General features: G+C 48.8%; 30 protein-coding genes. 19 read left to right on the top strand and 11 right to left on the bottom strand.

Annotation, left to right across the window (positions count from 1 at the left end):
• The 10 genes from IQ219_RS02620 to IQ219_RS02575 form a co-directional block, all read left to right on the top strand.
• The coding region (locus IQ219_RS02620) for a site-specific DNA-methyltransferase (RefSeq protein WP_228016662.1) at positions 1-1,488 on the top strand (1,488 nt) is incomplete at its 5' end.
• On the top strand, positions 1,478-2,092 hold the full coding sequence (locus tag IQ219_RS19935) for a hypothetical protein (RefSeq protein ID WP_228016661.1): 615 nt from the start codon (positions 1,478-1,480) through the stop codon (positions 2,090-2,092). The genes IQ219_RS02620 and IQ219_RS19935, both read left to right, overlap by 11 nt.
• A gap of 82 nt (positions 2,093-2,174) precedes the next feature.
• The gene (locus tag IQ219_RS02610; RefSeq protein ID WP_194071614.1) at positions 2,175-2,528 is read left to right on the top strand and encodes a hypothetical protein; all 354 of its coding nucleotides are present in this window, start codon (positions 2,175-2,177) and stop codon (positions 2,526-2,528) included.
• Between the two features lie 52 nt (positions 2,529-2,580).
• Positions 2,581-2,892 carry a hypothetical protein gene (locus tag IQ219_RS02605; RefSeq protein ID WP_194071613.1) on the top strand — a complete coding sequence of 104 codons (312 nt, stop codon included), beginning with the start codon at positions 2,581-2,583 and terminating at the stop codon, positions 2,890-2,892.
• Positions 2,892-3,152: a hypothetical protein gene (locus IQ219_RS02600; protein WP_194071612.1), complete on the top strand. Its 261-nt coding sequence runs from the start codon at positions 2,892-2,894 to the stop codon at positions 3,150-3,152. The genes IQ219_RS02605 and IQ219_RS02600 overlap by 1 nt, the downstream gene beginning before the upstream one ends.
• Positions 3,086-3,787, top strand: coding sequence for a hypothetical protein (locus IQ219_RS02595; protein WP_228016660.1), 702 nt, complete (start codon positions 3,086-3,088; stop codon positions 3,785-3,787). Before IQ219_RS02600 ends, IQ219_RS02595 begins: the two co-directional genes overlap by 67 nt.
• Positions 3,784-4,056 carry a hypothetical protein gene (locus IQ219_RS02590; protein ID WP_194071611.1) on the top strand — a complete coding sequence of 91 codons (273 nt, stop codon included), beginning with the start codon at positions 3,784-3,786 and terminating at the stop codon, positions 4,054-4,056. Before IQ219_RS02595 ends, IQ219_RS02590 begins: the two co-directional genes overlap by 4 nt.
• Positions 4,057-4,103: 47 nt before the next feature.
• Complete coding sequence (locus IQ219_RS02585) at positions 4,104-4,553, top strand: hypothetical protein (protein WP_194071610.1); 450 nt, start codon at positions 4,104-4,106, stop codon at positions 4,551-4,553.
• Positions 4,554-4,781: 228 nt separating this feature from the next.
• Positions 4,782-7,286 carry a hypothetical protein gene (locus tag IQ219_RS02580; protein WP_194071609.1) on the top strand — a complete coding sequence of 835 codons (2,505 nt, stop codon included), beginning with the start codon at positions 4,782-4,784 and terminating at the stop codon, positions 7,284-7,286.
• 86 nt (positions 7,287-7,372) lie between these two features.
• The gene (locus tag IQ219_RS02575; protein WP_194071608.1) at positions 7,373-8,050 is read left to right on the top strand and encodes a recombinase family protein; all 678 of its coding nucleotides are present in this window, start codon (positions 7,373-7,375) and stop codon (positions 8,048-8,050) included.
• Between the two features lie 377 nt (positions 8,051-8,427).
• Here IQ219_RS02575 and IQ219_RS02570 read toward each other — a convergent pair whose 3' ends face one another.
• The 7 genes from IQ219_RS02570 to IQ219_RS02540 form a co-directional block, all read right to left on the bottom strand.
• Entirely contained in the window at positions 8,428-8,985 is a 558-nt protein-coding gene (locus IQ219_RS02570) for a PIN domain-containing protein (RefSeq protein ID WP_194071607.1), read from the bottom strand.
• Positions 8,985-9,446 carry a helix-turn-helix domain-containing protein gene (locus tag IQ219_RS02565; RefSeq protein ID WP_194071606.1) on the bottom strand — a complete coding sequence of 154 codons (462 nt, stop codon included), beginning with the start codon at positions 9,444-9,446 and terminating at the stop codon, positions 8,985-8,987. The genes IQ219_RS02570 and IQ219_RS02565 overlap by 1 nt, the downstream gene beginning before the upstream one ends.
• A 108-nt stretch (positions 9,447-9,554) precedes the next feature.
• Entirely contained in the window at positions 9,555-13,292 is a 3,738-nt protein-coding gene (locus tag IQ219_RS02560) for a tape measure protein (RefSeq protein WP_194071605.1), read from the bottom strand.
• Positions 13,293-13,470: 178 nt separating this feature from the next.
• On the bottom strand, positions 13,471-13,716 hold the full coding sequence (locus IQ219_RS02555; protein WP_194071604.1) for a DUF6364 family protein: 246 nt from the start codon (positions 13,714-13,716) through the stop codon (positions 13,471-13,473).
• A gap of 13 nt (positions 13,717-13,729) precedes the next feature.
• Positions 13,730-14,359, bottom strand: coding sequence for a ParA family partition ATPase (gene parA / locus IQ219_RS02550; RefSeq protein WP_194071603.1), 630 nt, complete (start codon positions 14,357-14,359; stop codon positions 13,730-13,732).
• 173 nt (positions 14,360-14,532) lie between these two features.
• Positions 14,533-15,261 (bottom strand): Rha family transcriptional regulator, encoded by a 729-nt coding sequence (locus IQ219_RS02545; RefSeq protein ID WP_194071602.1) that lies wholly within the window; start codon positions 15,259-15,261, stop codon positions 14,533-14,535.
• Positions 15,262-15,356: 95 nt separating this feature from the next.
• The gene (locus IQ219_RS02540; protein ID WP_194071601.1) at positions 15,357-15,500 is read right to left on the bottom strand and encodes a hypothetical protein; all 144 of its coding nucleotides are present in this window, start codon (positions 15,498-15,500) and stop codon (positions 15,357-15,359) included.
• A gap of 613 nt (positions 15,501-16,113) precedes the next feature.
• Between IQ219_RS02540 and IQ219_RS02535 the strand changes: the two genes are divergently transcribed.
• The gene (locus IQ219_RS02535) at positions 16,114-18,180 is read left to right on the top strand and encodes a hypothetical protein (RefSeq protein ID WP_194071600.1); all 2,067 of its coding nucleotides are present in this window, start codon (positions 16,114-16,116) and stop codon (positions 18,178-18,180) included.
• Positions 18,173-19,606 (top strand): DEAD/DEAH box helicase, encoded by a 1,434-nt coding sequence (locus tag IQ219_RS02530; RefSeq protein WP_194071599.1) that lies wholly within the window; start codon positions 18,173-18,175, stop codon positions 19,604-19,606. The genes IQ219_RS02535 and IQ219_RS02530 overlap by 8 nt, the downstream gene beginning before the upstream one ends.
• 284 nt (positions 19,607-19,890) lie before the next feature.
• Here the strand turns inward: IQ219_RS02530 and IQ219_RS02525 are convergent, their stop codons facing one another.
• The 4 genes from IQ219_RS02525 to IQ219_RS02510 all read right to left on the bottom strand — a co-directional run bounded on the left by IQ219_RS02525 (position 19,891) and on the right by IQ219_RS02510 (position 21,483).
• Positions 19,891-20,526 carry a hypothetical protein gene (locus IQ219_RS02525; RefSeq protein ID WP_228016658.1) on the bottom strand — a complete coding sequence of 212 codons (636 nt, stop codon included), beginning with the start codon at positions 20,524-20,526 and terminating at the stop codon, positions 19,891-19,893.
• A gap of 82 nt (positions 20,527-20,608) precedes the next feature.
• The gene (locus tag IQ219_RS02520; protein ID WP_322742783.1) at positions 20,609-20,845 is read right to left on the bottom strand and encodes a hypothetical protein; all 237 of its coding nucleotides are present in this window, start codon (positions 20,843-20,845) and stop codon (positions 20,609-20,611) included.
• 12 nt (positions 20,846-20,857) lie between these two features.
• Positions 20,858-21,139, bottom strand: coding sequence for a hypothetical protein (locus IQ219_RS02515; protein ID WP_194018183.1), 282 nt, complete (start codon positions 21,137-21,139; stop codon positions 20,858-20,860).
• A gap of 5 nt (positions 21,140-21,144) precedes the next feature.
• Positions 21,145-21,483 carry a hypothetical protein gene (locus IQ219_RS02510; protein WP_194071598.1) on the bottom strand — a complete coding sequence of 113 codons (339 nt, stop codon included), beginning with the start codon at positions 21,481-21,483 and terminating at the stop codon, positions 21,145-21,147.
• A 231-nt stretch (positions 21,484-21,714) separates the two neighbouring features.
• On the opposite strand from IQ219_RS02510, the gene IQ219_RS02505 reads away from it, so the two are divergent.
• From IQ219_RS02505 to IQ219_RS02475, 7 genes are all read left to right on the top strand, one after another.
• The gene (locus IQ219_RS02505) at positions 21,715-21,951 is read left to right on the top strand and encodes a hypothetical protein (protein WP_194018180.1); all 237 of its coding nucleotides are present in this window, start codon (positions 21,715-21,717) and stop codon (positions 21,949-21,951) included.
• 63 nt (positions 21,952-22,014) lie between these two features.
• Entirely contained in the window at positions 22,015-22,446 is a 432-nt protein-coding gene (locus tag IQ219_RS02500; RefSeq protein WP_194071597.1) for a hypothetical protein, read from the top strand.
• Positions 22,447-22,747: 301 nt separating this feature from the next.
• The gene (locus IQ219_RS02495) at positions 22,748-23,104 is read left to right on the top strand and encodes a Rho termination factor N-terminal domain-containing protein (RefSeq protein WP_194071596.1); all 357 of its coding nucleotides are present in this window, start codon (positions 22,748-22,750) and stop codon (positions 23,102-23,104) included.
• 116 nt (positions 23,105-23,220) lie between these two features.
• Positions 23,221-23,382, top strand: a complete 162-nt coding sequence (locus tag IQ219_RS02490) for a hypothetical protein (RefSeq protein ID WP_194071595.1) — start codon at positions 23,221-23,223, stop codon at positions 23,380-23,382.
• Positions 23,383-23,502: 120 nt separating this feature from the next.
• Positions 23,503-23,787: a hypothetical protein gene (locus tag IQ219_RS02485; RefSeq protein WP_194018200.1), complete on the top strand. Its 285-nt coding sequence runs from the start codon at positions 23,503-23,505 to the stop codon at positions 23,785-23,787.
• A gap of 71 nt (positions 23,788-23,858) precedes the next feature.
• Positions 23,859-24,101: a hypothetical protein gene (locus IQ219_RS02480; RefSeq protein WP_194071594.1), complete on the top strand. Its 243-nt coding sequence runs from the start codon at positions 23,859-23,861 to the stop codon at positions 24,099-24,101.
• Between the two features lie 98 nt (positions 24,102-24,199).
• On the top strand, positions 24,200-24,898 hold the full coding sequence (locus tag IQ219_RS02475; RefSeq protein ID WP_194071593.1) for a hypothetical protein: 699 nt from the start codon (positions 24,200-24,202) through the stop codon (positions 24,896-24,898).
• Positions 24,899-25,101: the final 203 nt, after the last annotated feature.

Here is a 25,101-nt window from a genome sequence, read left to right as displayed (position 1 = left end):
GACAAACCCCCAAGGTCTGGGGGCAGTGGTGGTTTGTACAATTTGGCTTTTTTGAGTTGGACTTTTTACCAAGGGCTGGAAACTGTTCCGGCTTTAGTTGTGGAACCGCCAGCCAATGAGTTGGAAGCCATTCAACAGGCCCGGGAAAGCAATGAGGCTTCTGAAGCGGTTGTCCCCACTACTTTTGTAGATGATGCTGAATTAATCTGGCGGCTTTTAGAAAGTAGCACTCAGCAAGAGGTTGCTAGCGCATTAAAGTGGAGCCGCAGTCAAGTTGCAGACTACAAGCAACTATCTAAGCTATGTGGTAAAGCCTGGAATGGCATTGTCGCAAGTTTTCAATATTCTTGCGACACGCAAAAGGAAGACGATGCGACAAACATTGTCGCAACTGCGACAAGTCCATTCACAGAGGGACTTCTCCGAAAGATTGTTACTCTCAAACCTCGCCAGCAATTCGACTTGGTTTCTCGCTTATCTAAAGAGGAAATCAATAAGTCAAAATTCAAAACCTTTGCCGATCAATATAAAGCCAACAATGAAATTTGGAATTATGTTCTAAGCAAAGTCGGGAAGATTCCTTTGGGGAAAGCTGAGAAAAAATTCCGCAAAGAGTTAATGGAGGAAGTTTATTCCGATATTTACGAAAGGAATAAATTCAGCAAGGAATGGCAGAAAAAGGAAAAAGAAGCCGTATCCACCCCAGGCGTTGATCAGTTGATCCAGTACGTCAAGGACAAGATCGGCTCCGTAACATCAATTACCCTCATTCAGGGGGATTTTGTCGAAAAAGTCAAAGAAGTTGCCGATGAATCGGTTGATCTTATTTTGACCGACCCCCCTTATAACATAGCCACAGAGCGGGTTATGGACTACGAAGGACGATCTGCGGTGTCCTATGACTTTGGGGAGTGGGACAAGGTAGAAAAAAGCAACTTCCTCCAATCGCTAGAAGTATGGGCAAAGGAATGGTATCGCATTGCTAAACCGAGTGCTTCCATTTATGTCTTCATGTCTGACCGCTACTTTAGCCACGCACGGGACGCATTAGAAAAAGTTGGTTGGCAAATCAAGAACCCCGTTGCATTTTGCAAAACCAACCCCGGAACATCCCCTGTCAAAAGTGATCGCAAGTCTGCCTTTGAATTGGTGTTGTTTGCCGTTAAAAAGTCTGGTATTCATACCTTCCACGACATTCCAAACAATGGAAATCAATGCTTGAACTATACCCTTGGCGGAATTTGTCAAGGGAATGAACGAGTCAAGATTGACAAGGAAGGAAAGACTCACCCCACCCAAAAACCGGAATGGATTGTCGCTGAGTTGATTGAATCCAGCAGTAACAAAAACGACGTTATTTTTGATGGGTTCATGGGAGTGGGAACCGTTCCCGCAACGGCCAAAAAACTCGGGCGTAAGGCGATCGGGATTGAACTTGATCCTCTTTACTTTGATGTTGCAGTTGAGAGGGTAGGAAGTGTTGCATAACCAATTAAGCCTTCTTGATCTGCCTGTACCGCCAAGGTTGGTAAAAGTTCATGACTTTAAGGATAGCTTGCTAGAAAGCCACAAAGCTTCTGATCTTCCAGTTTGGGAGGAGTTGTATAAGCAATTTTTTCCAGGCTTTCAAGGATTTACTGATTTAAGGCATGACGGACTGCACCAAAGGCAAGGAATTGATCGCCTAGTTCATTTCCATAATGGCGTTTGTCTAAAGACCGTAAAAATCGACGAAAAAGCCAGGAAATTTTGTTTAGACATCTGGCGAAACAAACAATTCACTTTCGATATTGCCCTCGAATTTTATTCGGACTTTGACCGCAAAATTCCAGGTTGGGTTTGTAAGCCATTAGACGCTGACTACATTGCTTATGCTGTCCTACCTCTTGGGCAAGCCGTTCTTTTGCCAGTCCCTCAATTACAACAGGCTTGGCTTAAACATTCTGCTGGGTGGCTTGAAAAGTTTTTTATTGCACAAGCAAAAAACAAAGGCTACACAACCCATTCCGTCTGTGTGCCTTTAGGCATTGTCTTCTCGGCGATCGGGGCTAATTTTCGAGCTACCTGTAAGCCGATTGTCTTGGAGGACTAAACCCATGGATGAATCCGATTATTTCTACATTCTTGCCTTCATGTTAATCCTCGAAATTTGGCTAATCCTCGTAATTTGAACCATGAAAAAGAAAAAAGGGTTTGGCGTTCCCCAAATCGCCATTGATATTTGCGAAAGCACCAGCACCAATAACCTTTTGGTGAAAATGAACGGCTTAGTGGTGGACAGCACCTTGCACTGGAAAGAAGCCAAGGCGATCAAGAAATGGATTTTGGCGGAATTAAAAGAACGTCCTTTGCGGGAATTTAGCGGCCAGTCTATTTGCCAATGGCTAACCGATAGTCCCCGGCTGAAGGAATATCCCGAAACCACCGCCGAAATCTTGGTTTATAACCTCCACACCCGGCAATACGACACCACACAGATAACCGTCACTGGCGATGACGTAATCAAAGACCTTGCCCTGACCCAATAAAAAAGCCAGCGATCGCCGGCTCATTAACTTCCCACATTCGATTGTTACCACCATGTTACCTATTTACATCGCCCAGATACCACAGCCCACCGTTACTGAAGTCCGTACCGCAGAATCCCTTGGCATCACCGTCGGGCAGTTCTATTGCTACGCCTACGCCATGGGGGTCAGGACATCCGACCAACTGACCACGGCATTTATCGACCATGCCCCGGAATCGGTGCTGATCGCCGTGGAGATTTTCACGGATTGGAACCAACAGGGGCGGAAGGATTTAACCCAGCGATTTATCGATGCCAACCTCAAGGCCCAGCAGGATATCTGCCCTTGGGAGTCTTACAACTACTTTCGGAGCAACAGCTAATGGCCCTATTAGATCGCCGACCAGAACCGCAACCCAACCCCAGGGACTACGAATTGGTGCCCGGCAAAAACGAACTTTATTCGTTTTGGTTTATCCCCGATTGTCCAAGTTTCGGCTTTTGGACAAGCCGAGTGGAGGCCAGTGTAGCCAGGGATATTTGGCTAAAAAACTACCGCACCGCCAAGCAAGCCGATTGGCAAAAATACTGCGCTGGGCGGGGATTCAAACAAGTGTTTTTCAAGGAGCGGAAAATCCGGTGAAAGAAAGACCAATTATTTTCAACGGCGAAATGGTAAGAGCCATCTTGGATGGGCGCAAAACCCAGACCCGTCGTCTGATTAAGCCACAGCCTGAGTGGAACGAGTTTGCAAATATATGGCAGTGGAAAGGGTTTGCCGTTGACTCTGGAGACAGTCCAAGTATTTATGCACCTTATGCCTCTGGCGATCGCCTTTGGGTAAGGGAAACGTGGGCGTATTTAGCCCCCAACTCCAATAAGGCGGGAAACCCGAACGGAGTCCATACCATTGCATACAGGGCAACGGACGCAAACCCAGAGGGGATTAAATGGAGACCTTCAATCCACATGAAGCGGGAAGCATCCCGAATCACCCTCGAAATAACCGGGGTAAGGGTTGAACAGCTTTGGGATATTTCTGATACATGGGATGCCCTATCCGAAGGCATTGAAATAGATCGGGTATTTGCCGGGAAAGAATTTCATTACAAAGACCAGGATGTATGGAAAGACTACCTATTTGGTGGGCATCGACTTTGTTTAGGCGAATCATTTGCCACCCTCTGGGATTCCATCTACTCCGAAAAATATCCCCACAATTCAAACCCCTGGGTTTGGGTAGTTGAATTTCGCTTGCTGGAGGGTGGTGAGCAATGAGCAAAGTCCTGTCCCAACAACAACAAATTGATGAATTGCGGGCCAGGCTAGAAGCCCTTGAAGCCCAAGCCAATGACTGGCAATCGGTGAAATCGGCATCCCAGCAACTGGGTATAAGTCCGACCGGAATCCATCGCCGGATTCAACAAAAAGCCTACCGGAACACATACCGCCGCCATGGACGGAACTATCAAATCCACGTTGGGCTATTCCGCAAACAACTAGCAAAAGAGAACTACATTCCTCGCCGAACAAGTAGCCTTTCCTGACGGCATCACTCGCCATTTCTGAAAAGTCCAAGATTTGATTTTGACCAATGATAGACCAAACTCACCTCGTTAAATCCCTCGCCATTGCCTGGCCCATTACTGACCAAAGCCGAAGCTACGCTATTCACATCCTGGTCCAACTCGGCCACCGCCCGGACTTTCCCCAGGCTCCCCACTATCTGCAACTCTGGGCCACCGTCACCGCGGGTAAAATCCTGGGGCACAATGTCAGCCAGTGGGAATCTGACCTTGTCAAGGAAGGCGATCGCCTGGAAAAGTTCACAGCAGAATACGTATCCCAGTGCCGCCAAATCGAGGCAGAACTGGCAGAAAGTGAGAGAAGGATAGAAGAGTCAGAGGCTTTGATGGAAGCCATTTCTAGAGGCGAATTACTAAAGGAAGATGCCACTAAAGCGATAACCGATCTTCAGAGTTGGGCAATCAGTCGGGCAGAGGATGAAGTTAACCAAGCTCTATCCCGCCGCCTAGGTTGCTGACCACCATCAATCTTGCCCATGGGTGGGATTATTTCTTCCTGTGGAAGCCTGAACCCAAGACACAGCAAGGGATTGAATAGTTACTTGTCCGCATCGGCCATTATTTTCTGACGGGGTTGACCATACAATCTGCCGATTTTGAACAAACCAGCCCCGGCAATTTAGCAAAGGTAAACCAGCGTATAAATCCATGCTGAATTGTACAAACATTACTCACAGCTACCGATTATGAACCGGGAAACCTTTACCACATCAAGGGAATTAGAATTTTTTAGTCAGTCAGAGTTGACCACTCAGATTGGCTACCAGCCTTATCATTGGGCGATCGCCTTACTGAAGGAATTGATTGATAATGCCTTGGATGCTTGCGAGATTGTTGACCAAGCACCCATCGTCAATGTTGAAGTTACCCAGGATTTTTTTTCGGTATCGGACAATGGGCCGGGCTTACCTGAGTCTGTTTTGAAGGCTTCCCTTGATTACAGTGTCAGGGTGTCCGACAAGCAAAATTATGTAAGCCCAAGCCGTGGCCAACAAGGAAACGCCCTCAAGACTTTATGGGCCGCCCCGTTGGTATTGGATGGGGAAAAGGGGAGCGTTACCGTTGCCACCGCCGCCTATGGCTATCGGGTTGAATTGAAAATTGATCGTATTGCCCAAGCTGTCAGCCATGAATTAATTCCTATCGGCGATCGCCAGGATGAGGGCACATTGTTTAAAATACATTCCCCTAAGATGTCCCAACAGTTGGAGGGAAGCGACTCCTATCGGCTGATGGTAGGCTTTGCCTTACTTAATCCCCATGCCCATTTCACCGTCAATGGTCAAGACTTCCAACTAGCACCGCTGAAAACCTTCAAGAAATGGCGGCCAGACTTTCCAACTTCTCCCCATTGGTATGACCTGGAAGCATTGACCAAATTGGCATCGGGACTATTAGCCAACTCAAGGAATGAAGGGCGATCGCCATTAACTATCAGGCAATTTGCAGGGTTATTCGATGGGCTAAAAAGACCGGGGAAACAAAAATTAATCGGGGAAGCAATGGAACCCGCCGCTACAACATTGGAAGATTTAGCCAATGGCAACGGCATGGATGACGCCAAAATGTTTGACTTGCTATCCCTAATGAAGGAAGCTACCACACCAATTAAACCAGCCAAGCTGGGCATATTGGGAAGGAATTTTATCTCTGATTTTTTGACCGCCTCCCAATGTCAAATGGAGGGATTCAAATATAAAGCGGTTACGATTGATGACCCCGCTTCCCCCTGCATTATCGAAGCGGCGATCGCCTTCAAATCAGACCCAGGACTGAGAACATTTTGGGGACTAAACTTTAGCCCCATCCCTAAGTCTTTGCCGCCTGACATTAGCGATTACCTACAGGACGAGAATGTTCTGATTGATTACGATGACCCTATTGTTTTGGTAATCCATATCACCATGCCTAAATTTGGATTTACCGACCGGGGGAAGTCAACCCTCAGCCTGCTATGGGATGTGAAGGATCGCATTGAGGAATGCTTAAAAGTTGTTGCCAAAGATTGGGCTAAATTGAAACGTAAGAAACGGCGATCAGAGCAAGCCACATTGAGGGAGTTAAAAACAACCTCAACTGTCAAGCAATTAAAGCCCAAGCAAGTTGCTTTTAAAGTAATGGAGCAAGCCTATATGGCCGCATCAAATAACAACAGCTTGCCCGCTAGTGCCCGCCAAATCTTCTATCAAATCAGACCACTGATATTAGAGCATTGCTCTGAACTGTGGACTTATGAATCTTTTTCTAGGTGGCTAACGGAGTTTCTGGGGAAATTTCCAGAAATAGCAGGAAACTGGAATGTTACCTATGACCCACGGGGGAAATTTTATGAGCCACACACAGGTCGCATAGTGGACTTGGGGACAAAGGGAGTTAGGAAATATATCAATGATTGGAAGATTGGTGCTGGACATTACAACCGATTCAAGTTTGCTTTATTCATTGAAAAGGAAGGATTTGGCGACCTGTTCGATGCCGTTAATTTAGGTAACCGATATGACATAGCTATATTTAGTACCAAAGGCTTTAGTACCAGAGCTTCCAGAGAATTGGTGGATTCACTTTCTGAAGATGGCGTAACTATACTTTGTGCCCATGATTTTGATTGTTCTGGGATTAATATTTATGGAACGATAGTGCGTGATAGTCCCTGCTATACCTACCGGAATCCACCTAACGTGATAGACATTGGTTTGAGGTTGCCAGACATACAGGAAATGAGGCTTGAATCAGAGCCAGTTCCTTACTCAAAAACACCCTTGCCTACCCTCGAAGAAAATGGCTGTTCCCAAGCTGAGATTGATTTTCTCTTTAGCCACAAAACCAAGCCATACAGCGGCGATCGAGTCGAACTTAATGCAATGCCATCCAATGTTCTGATTGATTGGCTAGAGCGGAAATTTGCTCAGTATGGCGTAACGAAATTTATTCCCAATGAATCCGTATTGGTGGAATCCTATTTAGACAAATCCCGCCGCCAATTACTCGACAAATTTAAAAGGGAGAGGATTGAGCACCTGATAGAGGAAGAAACCCAACGTATTGCTTCTCTCGATATTCCCGTCCCCGACAAGCTGGCGATCGCCGTTCAAGATCAACTCAAGGCCAAGCCATTAATTCCCTGGGATGTTGCCGTTGATGCTGTGGCCGAACAATTCCTTGAAAATCACCAGGAAGATTTAGCAGGGTAAAAAGTCCAACTCAAAAAAGCCAAATTGTACAAACCACCACTGCCCCCAGACCTTGGGGGTTTGTCATTTACCAAGGAACCCAAACTATGAAAGCCATTGGTTATGTCCGAGTCAGCACGGAGGAACAGGCAAGCAAAGGGGTCAGCATTGAAGCCCAGAGAGTCAAATTGGAAGCTTATGCCGATCTGTACGACCTGGATTTAGTCGATGTTATTGTTGACGCTGGTTATTCCGCCAAATCCCTCGATCGCCCTGGATTGCATAGGGCATTGAACAGCCTGGAGTCCGGGGAAGCCGAAGCCCTACTGATTTTTAAGCTAGACCGCTTGACCCGTTCTGTCCGTGACTTGGATTGTCTACTTTCGGAATACTTTGCAGACAAATTTTCGTTGCTGTCGGTGTCTGAGCAGGTGGATACTCGCACTGCTGCCGGTAGATTAGTCCTCAATGTTCTGATGTCAGTGGCCCAGTGGGAACGGGAAGCAATTGGGGAACGTACCGCGACAGCCCTTAGCCACAAAAAGGCCAATGGGGAACACGTTGGTAGTCCCGCCTTTGGCTACCAAATAATAGGCAAGAGATTGAAGAAATCCACCGAACACAAAACAGTTCAAGCAATCCTAGCCATGCGGGAAAACGGAATGACTTTGATGGCGATCGCCGACCACCTCAACGCCAAACAGATACCCACAGCCCGTGGTGGCAAATGGTACGCCAAAACAGTGGCTAACATTATCGACAGGGAAAATCAGATGGGGGCATGATGTCCAGGTTGCACTCGGAGTTAATCAGTCTTTTTGGGCGGGGGGAAGTTGCCAACATTGGCGATCAGTCCTCCCTTTTGCATAGCTGGGAACAATCATCCATCGATAACAGGCTGGCGGTGCTGTATGCTCTGAACGAGTTGGAGGCACTGCTAGACTCCCCACCGGTGGCCATTAGGTTTGTAGAGAACCTTTCGCCCATGGTTAGGGGTTGCCTATTGCTGTCGCTTTTGTAAAAAGGGGGCAGTTTTTACAAATGATGGGGATAATTTTCTTCTGTTGTGCCCGCCAGACGACCCTTAAGGGTTTCCATCATGCTCCAGTCCACCACTAACGTCACTTAATGTTAATTGTTAATATTTCTTCTTTTTCTGTAGCTATCTCGATATTCGATTGAGACAATTCTTTGAAAAATTAGGCACAGAAGTTCTAAGTGTGTCTAAAAGGTCGGTAATCCCAAGTTTTGGCTTTCGTGTTCTATTTGCTTGGGTTGTTAGCGCAAGCATTAATTCATCAAAAGATAGGTCTAATAGTGAGAGCAAAAAATCATCTGGACTTTGAGCAACAACATTAAATTTTTGTAAAGATTCTTTGGGAAAGTGCTTTAGATTAGATGTCACAATGACTTCTACCTTTGCTACTAATGCAGCCGCTAAAACATGGCGATCACCGCTATTGTTATCCATACAGGGAAGTAAATGATCTGTCATTTCTATTAAAGCTTCAGGGAAAGCTTTGTTCATAGTTGCATTCAAATTATTTGCTTTATCCCGGTCAATGCGATTGTCTTTAATCAAGTTCCGAAAAGCACCTTCAAGAATCTCTTCAGTCCAACGGACTTGATATAAATCAATCTCAGCACAACAAAGTAGAGTATCCCTCAGGTACATGGGATAAAGTACACACGAATCTAAAAGTACGGGAAAAACAGCCATCAAAAACTCTGAGTAGTAGCCTCGTTTTCATAAAAACCTAACTCTTGGCTTGTAGCAATTAATTGCGTTAAAGCTACTTTGCGATCATCATCCCGTCTCTTGCGATATTCCATGGCATCCTCAAGCTTGATTCTGCGATGGGAGCCGATGTTAACAAAAGCAATTTCTCCTCGGTCTAACAGTTTATATAGATAGGGACGAGATATATTGAGTAGATTTGCTGTTTCCTGAGTTGTTAAATAATGGTCTTGAGGAATGAGTGAGACCCCCTTCCCCTGGGCCAATAAAGGTGCCACCCGTAGCAAAATCTGATAAATCGATTCAGGCAAATACATTTCATCGCCATCCATCCCAACTAATTTTGGATAAGCCTGTTCTAGCAACTTTCCTAGACGTAGCAAACTATCCGGATCTAGCTCGGAATCAAAGACAGGGACACCCGGGGGAATGTTGACAGACATAGCTCATCACAGGGGTAACTGTAACAAGTGTAATCGGTTGAGGTTGTAAATAACATCATCAAAAAGGGGGATGCTCAATGAACACCTTTTTTGTCGGATGCTGATCGCCTAGCTATTTCGGAACAGAACCCCGCCGGGCCTCCGTTGCTTTTGGAGGACAGCCACGACAGCGGATTCCAGTTCTTTCCCTAGCTGGCTACTGTTGTCCCGGTTCACGCTGGCATTGCCTTCCCCGTCCATGGAAATGCTGATGTTTACATTGTTGACGGTACCCATACTGTCCAACCTGTCCAGAGGAATGATTGCCTCTCGCCCCGCTTCCCCCACCAGCCCCATCATTGGCTTGGTTACAATCCCGCCCTCAGCAAAGGCATTGAATAGGGGCATCCCCAATGGTTGGCCAAACCCGGCCACATTGGCGGCAGAGAAGCCAGAGGAACCAGCCCCGCCGCCAAAGTCAAAAGCACCGATGCCAGACAAGGCCGCCTGGGGAACACCGGGGGAGGCGATCGCCGCTGATAGTTGTGGCAACCCAAAGGCATTACCGATTAAGCCCATCAGCCCTGCGGCCGCTTTCTGTGCCGTCATCCGTTGGAACTCTTGGAGGAAGACATTAGCCATACTCCCCATCATCCCGGCAAAGGCCTCTTGGGCCGATTTGGTGCCGGTGACAAATTCACCAAAGGCATTGGCAAAGGAATCGCCCAGCCCTTCGGCGATCGCCCTGGTCTGGTTCAACTTCTCTTGAAATACGTCTTGCTGACGGACGATAATTTCCTGAGCTTGCCCCTGTCGGTATAACTCATTTGTCAGCTCCTCTTGTTGGGCCAGCATTTCATCCCATTGGGTTTGGAGGGTAGCCAGCAGGGGGGTTCCTTGGGCTTGGTTGATGTCCACTTCCAACTGCCGGAACCTCTCAGCAAAGACAGCCTTAGCCCTCATCTGGGCATTAAAGGCGATCGCCTCGTCCCCCTGCAACTGCATCAATTTCAGTTGGTCGGCCATTTCCCCGGTTCTGTCCCGTTCCACCTGGGCAATGGTAGTTAGGTTTTGAATGAACCGGGTATGTTCATTCACAGCCCCCTCCAGAATGTTCAGTTCCTCGAGGTCTTTGATCGTCTCCCATAACTCTTGGATTTTGCCTGATTCCTTGAGCTTGTCGAGGATAGAGATTTGGGTGCTGATCGCCGTGGTTAGGTAGCTGTTACCGGCTTCCACAGCCTTCTGGAGTCCCTGGAGCAACTGACTACGGGGGACATCATAAATTTGGGCAATAGCCTGGTCTGCCAGCATGGGCGGGCGCTGGGCCATGGGCGTGGCACCGATGGCGATGTCCCCCAACCGGCGATCGATTTGCTCCCTGGTATCCCGGAGAATGTTGGCAAATTCATCAGGGAATAGATTCTGGAAGGCAGCCACGGCATTACCCATCCGTGCTGATTCGTTGTTAGCCCTGGCGATCGCCGGCTGGTCGAGGGCGGATAGCTGGGCTTCCAACCTGTTGATGTTGGCATCCATGGCGGTGATTTGCGCCCACACAACGGGGTCATCAATGACATTCCGGATGTTGCCATTGGGGAGATTGATTTGCTGATATGCGCTGGCTTGGGCCAATTGATTCCGTTCAGTGATGGCCATCGCCAGCTCCTGCTCCACCCCAGCCCTTTCCCGACGGTACTCCATCTCTGCTTGTCTGATCGCCGCCTCCTGTTCGTAGACCTGGCCAACTACGTCCAACACCTTCCTTTCCGCTGGGCTAGCATTCCGACCAAAGCCAGCCATGAGGATTTGGGCGTGTTCCACCTGGAGCCGATGAAGGGCCATCTCATTGTTGAGCCGGACATTGAACAGGTCTTGCTCTGACTTCAATTGAATCTGGGCCAGTTTGTCCTGGCGCTCCCTTTCCAACCGGGCGATGTCAGCCTGTAGTTTCTGCTGGATGAAAGCGTTTTCTTCCCTGATCGCCGTCTCTTGGGCACTAAAATCCTGACGGTTGACGCTCTCCCCGTTTTTAATCCGTTGTTCCTGTTCTGCCTTCTCCAGGGATAGGCTAGCTAGGGCAAGCTCGTTCCGTCTCAGCCTGATCGCCGCCTCCCTCCGTAACACTTCCTGTTGGGAGATTTGCCCATAAGCCCGTTCTAGGTCTAGCCGCTGTTGTAACCGTTGAATCTCCAGGTCTGCCAATGCCCTCTGTTTGGGCAGTTGGGAGACTAATGCCTGGGCCTGCTTTTCTAGTTCAGTGGTAATCGCCTGTTGAGTCTGTTTCTGGGCTTCGGGCTGGGGTGGGGGAGCCGTTGTCTGGGCCGCCTGCTGTATCTTGGCTTGCCGTTGTTCGACCTTGGCTAAAACCTCCTCGAATACCTCCCTGACTATCTCCTCCTTCCCGGCATTGTTGAAGGCATTCCACCACGGCAAAGCTCCAATCCTTCGATTGACTTCATCTTGGAATCCCTGGGCATCAGCATTGGTTCCCCCAGCCGCTATAATCCGCTCAGCACCGTTAGTGGGGGTGATTCGTCCTGCTCCGATTAGCTTCTCCCAACCCTCAACGGACAGGGCAATGATTTTGTACGCTTCCCCTAATCCCTTAACGAGTAAATCGACTTTCTCGACCGCTTTGGCGATCGCGTCGGGGTTCTTTTCCAGGTAGCCCAACAGCCCCTTAGATAGGTCGGTGGCCGCCTTCAGTCCAACTTTGATGCCATCCTCTAGTCCATCGCTGGCCGCCTTAATGACGGCGGGGTTGTCCTCCAGATAGGATTTAAAGCTCTCTGCCTGGGCATTCACATCAGCCCATAGGGACTTGTTCTCTCCGAGGGGATCAAGAATGCCCACAACCACATCCAGCACCCCGGAAATGGCGGGGGAAATACCGTCATAGATTGACTGGTAGATTTTGGTGAAGGCGTCGTTCACGTTCGACAATTTGACCGCCGTTGTGGAGCCCAATTTGTCCATCAGCCCAGAGAATCTTCCCCCCTCCGACGTAACGGCGATCAGAACCTTTTGGACTTCCTCAAAACTCAACTGCAACCCCTTACTAGAACCCTTCATCTGTCCCAATTCCTTGGCAGATTTACCCAATGCCCTAGCGATGTCATCCATGGACAAACCAGCATTGAGCAACTGGTTAATGTCCTCCCCGGTGGCCCTGCCTTGGTTTTTGATTTGGGTGTAAACAAACAGCAATTGGGACAGTGGTTTGTCAGCCCCGGCAGCAATCTCCCCCAACCGGCTAATGGTGCCGATTAATTCCTCTGCTGGGGTACGGGTAGCCAATAGCTGTTTGGCCGCCTCTGTTACCTCGGGCAGTTCAAAGGGAGTCGTGGCGGCAAAATCCCTAACGTCCTTCATCACCTTTTTGGCCTTCTCAGCAGACCCCAAAAAGGTTTCAAAGGCGACCGCCGTTTTTTCAGCTCTGGCCCCGGTGCTGATGACGCTAGAGCTTAACTGCTGGAATTGGTTGGTTAAAGCTCGAACCCCGCCAACGATCGCCGCTGATGCGACGTTACCCAGGGCCACCCGCATCACCGTCAGCCCCGCTGAGGCTTGCTCGATCGCCCGTGACGACTTATCAACCTCCTTGGTTAACCCACCAATGCCTGCTGCTGCTTTTTCTGCTTGGCTAACAAACCTGCCATTTTCTGCCCGCCACCGCCCCTGGGCATCGGTGTAATATTTCAGTCCATTAGCGGCAGTCTGGAATTCTTTATTTAATTTGTCTGTTGCAACCTGGGCAGATTGAGAACCGTCAGCCAGTCGCTTAAAAGCTTTCTCTGTCCTGGTGATCGCCTGTTGGGCGGCGCTTGCCTGGACTTCGATTCCAACCGTAAACAACGTGGTCATTTACCTTGCTCCCTAAGCTCATTTGTTGCCAACCCGCAGCACAGCCTAGGGAAAAGGTCACAGACCTCCGATTAATTCATTGTGACCCAAATATTTGGGCGATCGCCATTTTCTGTGATGACCTCTTTGGTGTAGGTAACACAAAGACACAAATTTACATTTACACCTATGTAACTAATTACGTCAGATTTTCGGACTCAGCAGTAATCTCTTCCAAAAATTTGGTTATCAACTCCGTCACGTTGATTCCGTTCATCCGGGCATAGATATGGGCCTTTTTGTGTAGCTCTTCCGTTACCGTCAAAGTTATCCGCTTATTTTTCTTTTTTTCCTGCGGCTGAGGCTCATCAACTGGTTCGACTCCTTTGCTAACCCAGTCCTCTGGTGTTGAGGGAAGTGATTGATTCTCCAACTTGGGGTTCATAAAACCTCTCTGCTTAGTTCGTGGCACCGATAAGTTCCTCTCGTAATTGATAGATTTCTGCGAGTGCAGTGCTTTTAGGGTCATACTCAGAGACCACACTTCCCTGAGAGAAGGCATCAGCAAAAATAACTCGCTGACTAATCTGGGTATTCAGGATGGGAATGCCATATTGACTGAGTGCATCGATCACTTCCTTCGCAATCAGAGAATTTGTAATTTTGCGATTAATTACAAAGTTACATTTTAGGTTGGGCTTATAAAGCTTTGCCTCCCTAACTAACGTGACTACTTCCGCAGAAGCCCAAACATCCAGAGGAGAGGGCTGCACTGGAATCAGCACTTGATCACTGGCTAGAATTGCTGACCGGGTTAGATCGGTTACCCGGGGGGCACCATCAATAATCGTGTAGTCGTAGGCTTCAGATAACTTCGGTACTTCCTGATGGAGGATAGGACGATCAATGCCGATTAGGGTGAATGGTGTTGGCTCAGATCGGACAGTACCCCAATCTCTGGCTGAACCTTGAGGATCTGAATCAACTAGGAGGACTTTTACCTGTGTTTCAGCAATGGCATAGGCAAGATTAATGGCGATGGTAGTCTTGCCAGCTCCACCCTTTTGATTGAGTAGGGAAATAATCACCTTATTACATTTGTGATTTGATGTTTTTGTAAACAATTACATAGACACAAATTAGCCAAGTCGGTTCCAGGGAAGTTGTGGTTGGGGTCTTTAGTCGGCATGGCGATCGCCGATTAGCCAATAGAAAGCCCGACACGGCGATCGGGCTAATCCAGCTATAAAGAAATGAACAATTAAGCGGTGGGCAGTCGAAGCGTCAGGGTTTCAGGTAGCTTTACTTCTGGGTAACAAAAACGCCAAGCATCGTGGGGATAGAGAAGCTTGGTTTCAAAGCGGGGGCAGGGGACTCGTTTAACCTCTTGTCCAAGGGCTAATGATGCGGCTTTGAGTTTGCGCCAATCAAAAGCTTTTTCGTTCATGCCATTAAATTTGGCGATGCGAACAATCGAGGAATATTCAAACAATTCATCCACTGCCTCAGACAGTTGCCGATTTTCTTCCTTGAGTAATTTTTGCTCGGCCGCCATCAATGCCTTTTGTTTCTCCGAGGCGATCAAGGCTTGTAATGCCTCAATGTAGTCAGAGGGCAAGCTGGGGGCTGATTGTTGGCGGCGGGCATTGCCAAATGCCTCGACCAAGTTTGCCTTGCACTCCATCACCCGATCTGTATTTCGGGATAGGGTCATCACAAACATTGACTGGTCTTCAGTTAACCAGGCAAATTTTTCAGGTCGCCCACCCTGACGGGATTTTGAGAGTTTCCACGTTTCAAACGTAATAACTCCAAATCGTTGCTCTATCTTGGCTTGGTGTTTGCGGATAGTCTCCATCAAATTTTTGTGATGAATCCCCAGGTTGTCTGCAATTAAGCGGGAATCAACAACCAATCCTTCTGTTCGGCTCTCCACCACAATGGGAGATTCAAAGCTAGAACCGCCATGATTTACAATGCTTTCAGACATTTTTGCCTCCTTTTCAGGCTTGGTGTTAAAGTCCTCCCTGCTCTTACAGGGGGGCAGTCTCAAGACTTTAACCCCAGCGGATCAAGTTGATTCCTCTACATGGCGATCGCCGCCCAACCCCATAACAAAACCTGATTGTTTGACATCCTGTTTGCAAAGCAGGCGATCATTATTTCTGCCCACCCGGCGATCGCAACCACCACCACACCATGACAGTCCAAAAAAACAAAAGTCCCCAAAGTTAACAAAATTTGTTAGAAGCTGATTCGTAATCAGTTAGCGGGCTACATGGGCTTAGCGTACGATTTTTTTGGCGTTCTGTAGCTAACCTTCTTACGGAGCTTTAGAAAAATCAGGTTATATTTTTCGCAGTATAAATACAGAATTTACTATGGCGACTAATCCCCGAACGAGTTTATTCGTTACCTATGACCGAGAGCTGGGCATACGCTTGATGTCTGAAGCTAAGGCCAGGGGAATGTGCCGGACTGAATTAATCAGAAAGGCAACGTCTGACTATTTGCAACGGAACCCTGTAGAGGATAGGAATATCGCTTGATTAACCCAAAATTGAATACCCGTAATGCTGACAGTTTGGCGACAGAAGCATTACGGGTACGACTTCACAAAAGGCTTGTAGGCCTCCGGCGGGGAGGGGCCTTTGCTTATGCAATTTTTAGCAAGTAGCAGGGCTGACGGCAATAGGGCCGGTCAAAAAATTCTAACCCAGGGCATTAGGCTTCTTTCCATTGTAACCCCTCCAACCCAGCGATCCGTCTGGGTTACGGTCCCACCAGTTTCGTTATATGAAGGGGAAAAAATTCTTTCCCTAGGCAGAGCCGATCGCCGTGAATGGCCATCAATGGGACGGAGGTGGCCATGGGACTGTTAAAGAATCAGGCCATACCATCAGGCAAGCCAGAAGCCTCCCCTTCCTCAGTGGAAGTGCTTTGGCTAGAGATTAATGGCCGCCGGGAAACGGTGAGGATTGGTTGGCCTGCCAAGGGAGCTGAGGCGATCGCCTATCCAGTGGTAGACGGAACGAAATATAAGCTCAGCCTGAAAGATGGTGAGTACGTGGCCATGCCCATCAAAGGCAAGGCAAAGCAGGCGATCGCCGTTGAGACGGAGCAACCAATCAAGCTAGATGCCCTGGGGGAACGGTTCACCAAATGGTTCAACTTTGGCAGTTATGCCATTGTGAACGACGGGGAAGGATGGAAGACCCTAAAAGACCGCATCAGCCCCGCTAAAATTTGGGACTACTGGAACGACCCCAACACGGCGATCGGCTTGAGGTTTGGAAAAACGACCCGGTACGGATTAATCGACCTCGATACCACTGGCCATCATCACAATGAGGCTGACCTACGGGCCGCCTGTGAAGCCCTTGAAGAAATTGGGATATATGAGCCTATCCCTCTGCAATCAAGCCATTCTGGAGGTTGGCATCTGCTCTATGCCTTTCCCCAGGATGTGCCCAGCTTCCCCCTAGCTTGTGCCGTTAGTGAGGCATTAGCCCAGTTTGGCTTTAACATCAGCCCCGGCAACGTTGAAATATTCCCGAATAGAAAGGGTTGGAGTAAGGGAGACATCACCCATTACAACGGTGCCCGGTTGCCCCTACAACCCGGTTCAGGCGGTGCCCTGCTAGATAGTGACCTAGTTCCCTATTCAACTTCCCTAGAGGCTTTCCTAGACCTTCTGGAGGAATCAGCAGCAGCCTGTGACATTGACTTGCTGTTGGAGTCCTGTGCCCAGGCCAGAGCCAACTACAACCCCTTTGCTAGACCCAACGGTTTTGGCCCCCACAGTAAGAAGGCTAGTGACTGGAAGAAATCGGACTTAAACACCATTGCCCAGCCCTGGGAACCTGGCATAAGCAACAAACGGTTAGGCATTATTGCCCGCTTCGGTGTGGTGTTTAATCGCCTCACCGGGGATGACTTGGTTAATTTCATTGTCAACACGGCGATCGGCACCCCTGACTACTCCAAACATTGTGGCCACCAAGGGGAGATAACAGCCTGGGCTAGCCGCTGGGCACGGTGTGCAGAGAGGAAATATTACCCATACGAACCGAAGAAACAGAGCCGACCGACCGGGCCAACAAATGAAGAAAAGACGCGCGCGGCGATGAGGAAGATTGCTGATGCGGTTGTTGATCTGATCGCCGGAGGGAAGCTTCCTGATGGAGTTAAGGCTAGGGAGAGGCTGTTGGTGAGCTTGACCGGAGCCTCTAAATCAACCCTGTGGAAGTCGTCGTATCTACCCCTTTGGCACCCTGCCCACATGGACTCTGCTGTAATCGCGGAAACACAGACACAGCAAGGGATTGAGGAAGTAGCCCCGGACCCCCTGACAATAACGTTGTGTAGCCATTTCCCCAGCCTTTCATCGCCTGGGTTGTCGGTAGACGTCTCCTATACCCCTCCCCCTCCAGAAACCACAACATCCTCATCCCCTGTACTACCCCCCCGGCGCGCCAAAAAAACCAAAACGGTGCAAAACCTTACAGGGCAAGGGATACAGAAAATAAGCCGATTTGAAGCCGGGGAACTTGTACTAATATCACCGAGGTTAAGCATAGTGAATAATCGTCAAACCCAGTCACAGCAAAGGATACAGCCACCGCTACGCATTGTGAACCGTCCCAAGCTGCCGATCGCCGATCCAAATCCCAACGGAGTGAAGCCGGGGGATTGGGTTGTGGAAGTGCATCGACCGAGAGCGTTACTCAGGTTGGAGACTATCGATCCCGATGGCGAGTATTGTCGCTGTGCTGATGTCCATTGGGGAGGGAGGGAGTTGTGCCTATTGTCCGAGTTGAACCACGCCCCACCGGATTTGGTTGCAGAGTATTTGCCCAACGGCGATCGCCAGCAAACTTTTACCCAACCTTTGACCAACCATGGATAACCAAGCCACCACCCAACAAATTCAACTCAGGGACTATCAAGCCAGCCTTATCCAGGGCGTTTATGAGTCATGGAAGTCTAGCCCAAAGGTGATGGCACAGTTGCCCACGGGGGGAGGAAAGACGGTTATCTTTTCCGCCATTGCTGATGAATTTGCTTGCCGTGGAGAAAAGGTTTTGGTGCTAGCCCATCGTCAGGAATTAATCAGCCAGGCCGCCGCCAAATTGGAGTCAGTGACGGGGAAGCCAGTGGGGATTATCAAAGCCGGGTACAGTCCCAGCCCCCTCTACCCCATTCAGGTTGCCAGTGTGCAAACCCTCATTAACCGACTGAGGGATTGGCCAGACTTTGGCTTAGTGGTGATTGATGAAGCCCACCACAGCACAGCTAAGACCTACCGGAAGATTTTGGATGCCTACCCCAACAGCTACCAGCTAGGAGTAACAGCCACACCGATTAGGACTGATGGCAGTGGATTTGTTGACCTGTTCGATGCCTTGGTAACTGGCCCAACGGTTGCTGACCTGATCGCCGCTGGCCATCTTTCCCGGTTCAAAATGCTAGGGGCTAAGGCAATGGAAACGAAGGGAGTCCGTACCGTTGCCGGGGATTATTCAGCCTCTGGACTGGAGAAAGCTAACAACGTGGTGGAATTGTCAGGGGATTTGGTGGAAGCATACCAAACCCATTGCCCCGATCGCCGTTGTTTGGTGTTTGCCATATCCGTTGCCTACTCCCAGGCGATCGCCGCCCGATATAACGCCGCTGGAATCCCTGCTATTCACTTGGATGGGGAAACACCTTCAGAGATTAGAAAGGAAGCCTTAGCCCGCTTTGCCGCCGGGGAAATCAAAGTAATTAGCAACTGTGCCCTGTTTGGAGAAGGCCTCGATATTCCAGCCTTAGAAGCCGTTCAAATTGCACGACCTACCAAATCCCTTGGGCTATGGCTTCAAATGGTTGGCCGTGCATTAAGGCCAGCAGAGGGGAAAGATTTTGCCATCCTGTTAGACCACACCAAAAACCACATGATCCACGGATTACCCACCCGTAAGCGGCGGTGGACTCTGGAGGGAGTGGAGCAAGCCCCGGTCAAACTGAGGAAAAAACGGAACGGGGAAATTGAGGAAGTAGAGGAAGCGGCGATCGAGGAAGCCCCCGCCCAATTGGTGGAAGTCAAGGAATTAGCTGGCCCATGGGGGGAATGGTGGGGAGATATTGTTTCAGCCCAGCAAAGCAAAAACTATAAGCAAGGTTGGATTTACTACCAGGTTTGTGATGCCTATCCGCCCATTGATGTTTGGCTTGAATTGGCTAACTTCCTTGGGCGATCGCCATCGTGGGCCATTGCCCGCTTCCATGAACAGGATGAAGCTGGCCAAACCAAACAGACCCCGCCGCCCTTGCCCGCTTATATCCGTGTTTAGTTGCAACTCTCGGTACACCTTTGTGCAACCTTTTGGCGATCGCCGTGTGTTGATCGAAATCCTGCAAATTGCAGGATTCTGACTACACTTTTATCCCACTTTTATCCCACTTTTGACCAACCATGGATAACTAAGCAACAGCCTAATAAATACAGCTCAGGGACTACCAGAAAAGCCTATTGCAGGGACTTTTTGACATTTGGATTGTTCCGGGCAGAGGCAATGGAGGTCAACGTTTAGTTATACTCTTGGCCAACTCTTGGCCTACTTTTCGGCGATCGCCATTAGCATTTCTTGGTGTTCCTTGCTTCTATCGCATACCCATAGGGACTTTTGCCTTCACCACTGAGATACAGCCGGTTCTTTTCCACTAAATTACGGGCCAATTCGTCCAATTCCCCAGGCGTTAATCCCCGCTTGTACTCAGTGCAAAGTCTTCTCACTATCCGGGACTCAGTTTCTTTGACTGTTGGTGTTGTCTCGCCAGGGTAGCGAGTACGGAGAGGGGCCGGCAGTGCTGAGCGAGGAATGAATTCTACCTCTGTCCTGATAGGGAGATTTGGGGGGCTGGAAATGCTCTCAATGTAGCCATTTGTCTGTAATCCTTGGCGTGTTTGGGGTGCTTGACTAGAAACGGGAATAACAGTGACCGGAATTGCATTAGTTTGATTCCGCTCTCCATAGGGAGCGTATTGCCTTAGTAGTAGTTCTAAATCTTGCCTAGGCTGGTTAAACTTCTCAGGTAATGGAGGTGTTGCAGGCAATACAGGAGGAGGAACTTGCCAATCGGTAACTGGCTCTGCAGGCATCATGGTGCGAGATTTTACCCAGTCCAACCACCAATTAAGTTCTTCCGTTTGGGCATTGGCTGATGGTGCCAACACGGCGATCGCCAGTAAAGCAAGGGTAAAAGTACGCATGGGGTTTTATTGCTGTTGGTAGCTTATTTTGGCGATCGCCTAGCCTAGTCATACGTGGTTAGCTTAGTATTTTTTGGCGTTGCTAGGGATTGGGGAAGAAGCTAGATTTAATCACTGTGGCAATTACAGCCCCAATGACTGCAATTATCAGCGCCCAAATTTGAGCATTGGCCCCTCTTTTAATGTCCCTAACATCGTCTTTCAGTTGGGATATTTCGGCTTCCATGCGGGGGAGCGCTTCTAACTTTTGTTCCATACGGTCTAGCCGTTGATCAATTTTTGCTAGAACGTCCTTTAAATCCATTTCAATTGTTGCCACGGTAGTTTCCTCCTAGTTTTTCCGGTTGTCAGCGTGGGTTTTCCAGTTTTTAGCATCGGCGATCGCCTGGCTGATTAGCTCTGCGGTTGCTCCACCATGCTGTTCAACTGCTTCTAGCATTTCTTTCTGTCTAAATGCCGAATAGCGAGGTATGCCTAATAGTTTGGCTAGATTTTTGAGTTGCCTAAAATTCAGCTCATTAATGGTGATCGCCGTGGTGGGAGGTACTTCCTCAGCCGTGGGGACAACTTCCACCACTTCCACCACCGGGGCAATGGACTTGGCCACCGCCATAGATTTTAGGCGGCTAATTCTAGCTTTTTTACCTGGTCTAACTCAGCCTCCAACTGGACAAACTTAGCCGCTGTTTTAGCTTCCATTTCGGCGATCGCCTGGGCAAGTTGTTCCTTAACCATGGACTCAATATCCGGGTTAGGTGGGATAGTAACCTGATTATTATCCTGATAACCAGACTCTAGGGCATCTAACCCAATCTGGATAAGTTTGTTGATGGTATAGGTTACTTCTGGCTTTTTGCTGATGTGGTGAATTCTGGCATCAAAGCGGCTAACGGCCACATCTCGAACCTTTGTCAGCAAGTCTTCTGAAATCTTTAAGTCAATTTTGGTATCTGCCATGGTAGTTATCCCGATTCTATGGGGGCAGTACCACTATAGCCCATTATCCCCATTCTTTCCTGATAGATAATCCTAGGTTATCCCCATAGCGTATCAAGATAAAACCTGGCTATATCCTGATAAAACTATTGACTATGTGGATAGTATCAGGATAATATAGGGATATATCAAAGGGAAGGCACAGCTACCAACTACCACCTTCCCTTTTACCTAACAAATGAGGTTCAACCCATGTTAACAGTTCAAACCCAACCTGCCGCTAAGGTCTTCCACTTCCAAGGCTCTGGCGACCAATTGACCAAGCTTGACCTTCAACACCGGAAAACCGGGGAGCTGGCCACCCTCCACATTTACAGCCGTATTCCCCTTTCGATTGCTGAGGTTAAGGACTCCGTAGCCAGTGCTTTTGATTGTGACCGCTGGGCTTATCGCCAACTCAACGTAACTGCTGAGTATTGCCCTTTCTAAGTTGACTGATCGCCGGGGGGAGTTTTCTCCCCTCACCTCGACACATATTTAAAGGAAAAGACCATGCAATTATTAACCGCTACTCTGACCAAGCCTGCCCGACAGGTAACCACCAAATACGGCGATCGCACTGTTGCTGATGTTCGTCTAGCTGACGGAACGGAAATTGCATTATGGCGGCCCGCTAATGACCAAGTCCTATCAAGCCTCACCATGGGCCAAACCGTAACTGTGGCAAAAGATAGCAAGGGCAAAATTAACCTGGTGGATAATGCCCCGACCAATGCCGTTGTCACTACTTCCCCTGTCCCAATTGAACCCACTGAAATTAATCCCGATACTAAGCGGGCGATCGCCGTTTATGTGGAAGAACAGGCCAAGCTGTTTGGATTCTGTCTAAGCCAAGCTTCCACCATCCAAGGCATTCAGCCAGAAGATGTCAGGGCAACGGCCACCACCCTTTACATTCAGACAATTAAGCATTTCAACCTCTAACCACTGTCCCCAGGGGAGCCTAAAAACTCCCCCTATCCCGATAGATAACCGATACTTATAAGGATAAAGGCAGGTGATAAGAAATTATAGGGATATAAGCAGGATAAAATACTTGACTATGTGGATACTATAGGGATAATATAGGGATATAGGCAAGGGAAGGAAAACCCGCCAAACCCGGAAGCTTGCCCCGTCACCAGCGGCTATGGGAGAAGGCATCCTCCCCGGAACCGATGCCAACCCTTCAAGGGCACCACTACACCGCCCGACCGCCACAGACCACCACTAAGAGGAACCGACCATGCTTCAAGAGATTATTGTCCTGACTGTTGCCTACATCGTCCTAATTGGGTTGCTCCAACCCTCCAAAACCACCGCTACAGACCCCGTGACCGAGCCTGTTGATTATTTCCCCGAGGTGGAGGAAGTAGCCCCCGAAACCCCTGCTCAACATGAACCAAAGGCGATCGCCGCCACTGCATTGACCACAGTTGAACCCATGGCCACTGCCAAACCTGAACCCGTTCAAAGCTTCACCGTTGCCACTCCTGACCTAAGCAAAATGGGAGTCCGTGACCTGTACAAACTGGCCAGCAAAGCGGGGATTAAAGGTTATAAAAAACTATCCAAACCCCAGTTAATTCAAGCCCTAGCCTAGACACCGTGGGGGAGTGGGCAATCTCCCCCTAACAAAACTGCTCATCTAACCACGTTTGAGGAATTGACCCAATGGAAAAAAGCAAACTCTCATGGGACGGCGATCAATTCGCAACCATGACGATCACAAGTCCTGATGAACAGCAACGAACTGTAACGCCTGAAATTTGGAAACTGCTAACCGAAAAACAATGGGACGAACTCTATTTGTTAACAGAACTAATCATTTCCCAACCACTAGCCAACAAAATTATCCGCCTAGCTACCGTTAACGCCTAACCAGTACAAATTACACCGATGAGAATGCCCTGTAACCCATCCCTAAAAGGTTTTAGGGGTAATACTACCTAACAAAATGGAGGGACTAATCCCCCACCACAAACTAAGAGGATTTTAACCATGACCATGACCACTGAGGAAGTGCAAGCGGCGATCGCCAATGCCAACCCTGCCTTAGTTTTCAAAGTGGAGAAAGAAAGTTTATTAGATGAGCTTTGGGAGATTCAAAAACGGCTCTACGGTTTGCAATCGGTCAGCCGTTGCCTGCAATCTGCCCTTTCCCCTGACCGTATTTTGGACATTGAGGAAAGCTTGACCACCGTTTGCTTTGAACTGGCCACGCTCGCCGACAAAACAGAAATGGCTTGGGGTCGCCTAGACAGACTGGGGAATACTCCCACCTAGGCGATCGCCATCACTGACTAACAAAAGGGGGCAACATAGCCCCCACCACAAACACTAAAAGGATCTTACCAATGACCAACACCTGCATTCAGTTCCCCTCTAGCCCAACTGCGTCGGCGATCGCCAAGGATGGGGCTATCTATCAAGAAATCTGCGAGGTCTATACCAGGCTCTATCAAATGGAGGGGGCTTTACGATGCGCTCTGCCTGACCTGGAAAGTGGTTCAGCCCCGGCGATCGAAACCGTTTATCTGGTGGCCGACTTAGTTGGGGAGATGGGCAAAAAACTCGACCTACTCTCTTGTCGCCTGTAATCCTCCACCAATGACCAGCCCCCTAGCAATGGGGGCAAGAATGTTTGATCGCCAACCCACTTCTGACAGTCCAAGATTTTTTATTACTTCACCACATCATGGAATCAGCAAAATACCTTTCTAACCTTATTCACGAATACCGCCAAAATGCCTTCCATGGCGGTTTTCCCGACGATGAAGCCATCGGAAAACATATCCAACAACAAACTCTACAAGACCCTAACGCCCCTGACTTCGCCAAATTCCTTTGCTCCCAGGGCCTAAAAGGTGGAGCTGGTATAGCTGCTATGGCTAGGGTTTGGGAGTTTCAAGACGAAATAGTTGCCTACCAGAAGCAACATAAAATTAGTTCCGTTTATTGGCGGGAATTAGATTGGAAGGGGGAAAAGATTCGCTTCCCCATTGCTAGCCTAGACCTGGCTTTGATGCCGCAAGACGGGGCTATTTTAAGCCGGTGGAAGTACCCAACTATTGATAAGTTTGTAGACTTTGTTGCCCGCCATGAATTACAGCCTTATCTCTATCGCCAGGACTACGAGGAAGATGGAGAAATCGAAACCCCTGTAACCCTTCCCGAAGTGTATGCGGCCGCCAGAAAGTTACACCACGCTTCTTTAAGTGGATGGGAGGAACGTCCGGTTTATCTTTCAAAAGAAACTGCCACCCCAGGAGTGTTTAAAACCTCCCAAGAAATCTGCTACCACCTGACGGAATACAGCCTTTGGATTGATAATCTCCGCACGGACAAAGACCCTGACCCCGATGGTGTTCAGTTTGTAGTGAAAATCCGTCGCTAGCGGCGATCGCCAACTATATTCACAGCCCCCAGGTAAGGGGGCATAGTCAACCTAATTTCCAAAAAGATCATGACCAATAGGGTTCTTTCCCAACAACAACAAATTGATGAATTGCGGGCCAGGCTAGAAGCCCTTGAAGCCCAAGCCAATGACTGGCAATCGGTGAAATCGGCATCCCAGCAACTGGGTATAAGTCCGACCGG

It is taken from the genome of Synechocystis sp. LEGE 06083, assembly GCF_015207725.1.
Lineage (GTDB): Bacteria > Cyanobacteriota > Cyanobacteriia > Cyanobacteriales > Microcystaceae > Synechocystis > Synechocystis salina.
Note: the sequence above shows the minus strand (reverse complement) of the source record. Positions and strands in the feature narration are given on the sequence as shown.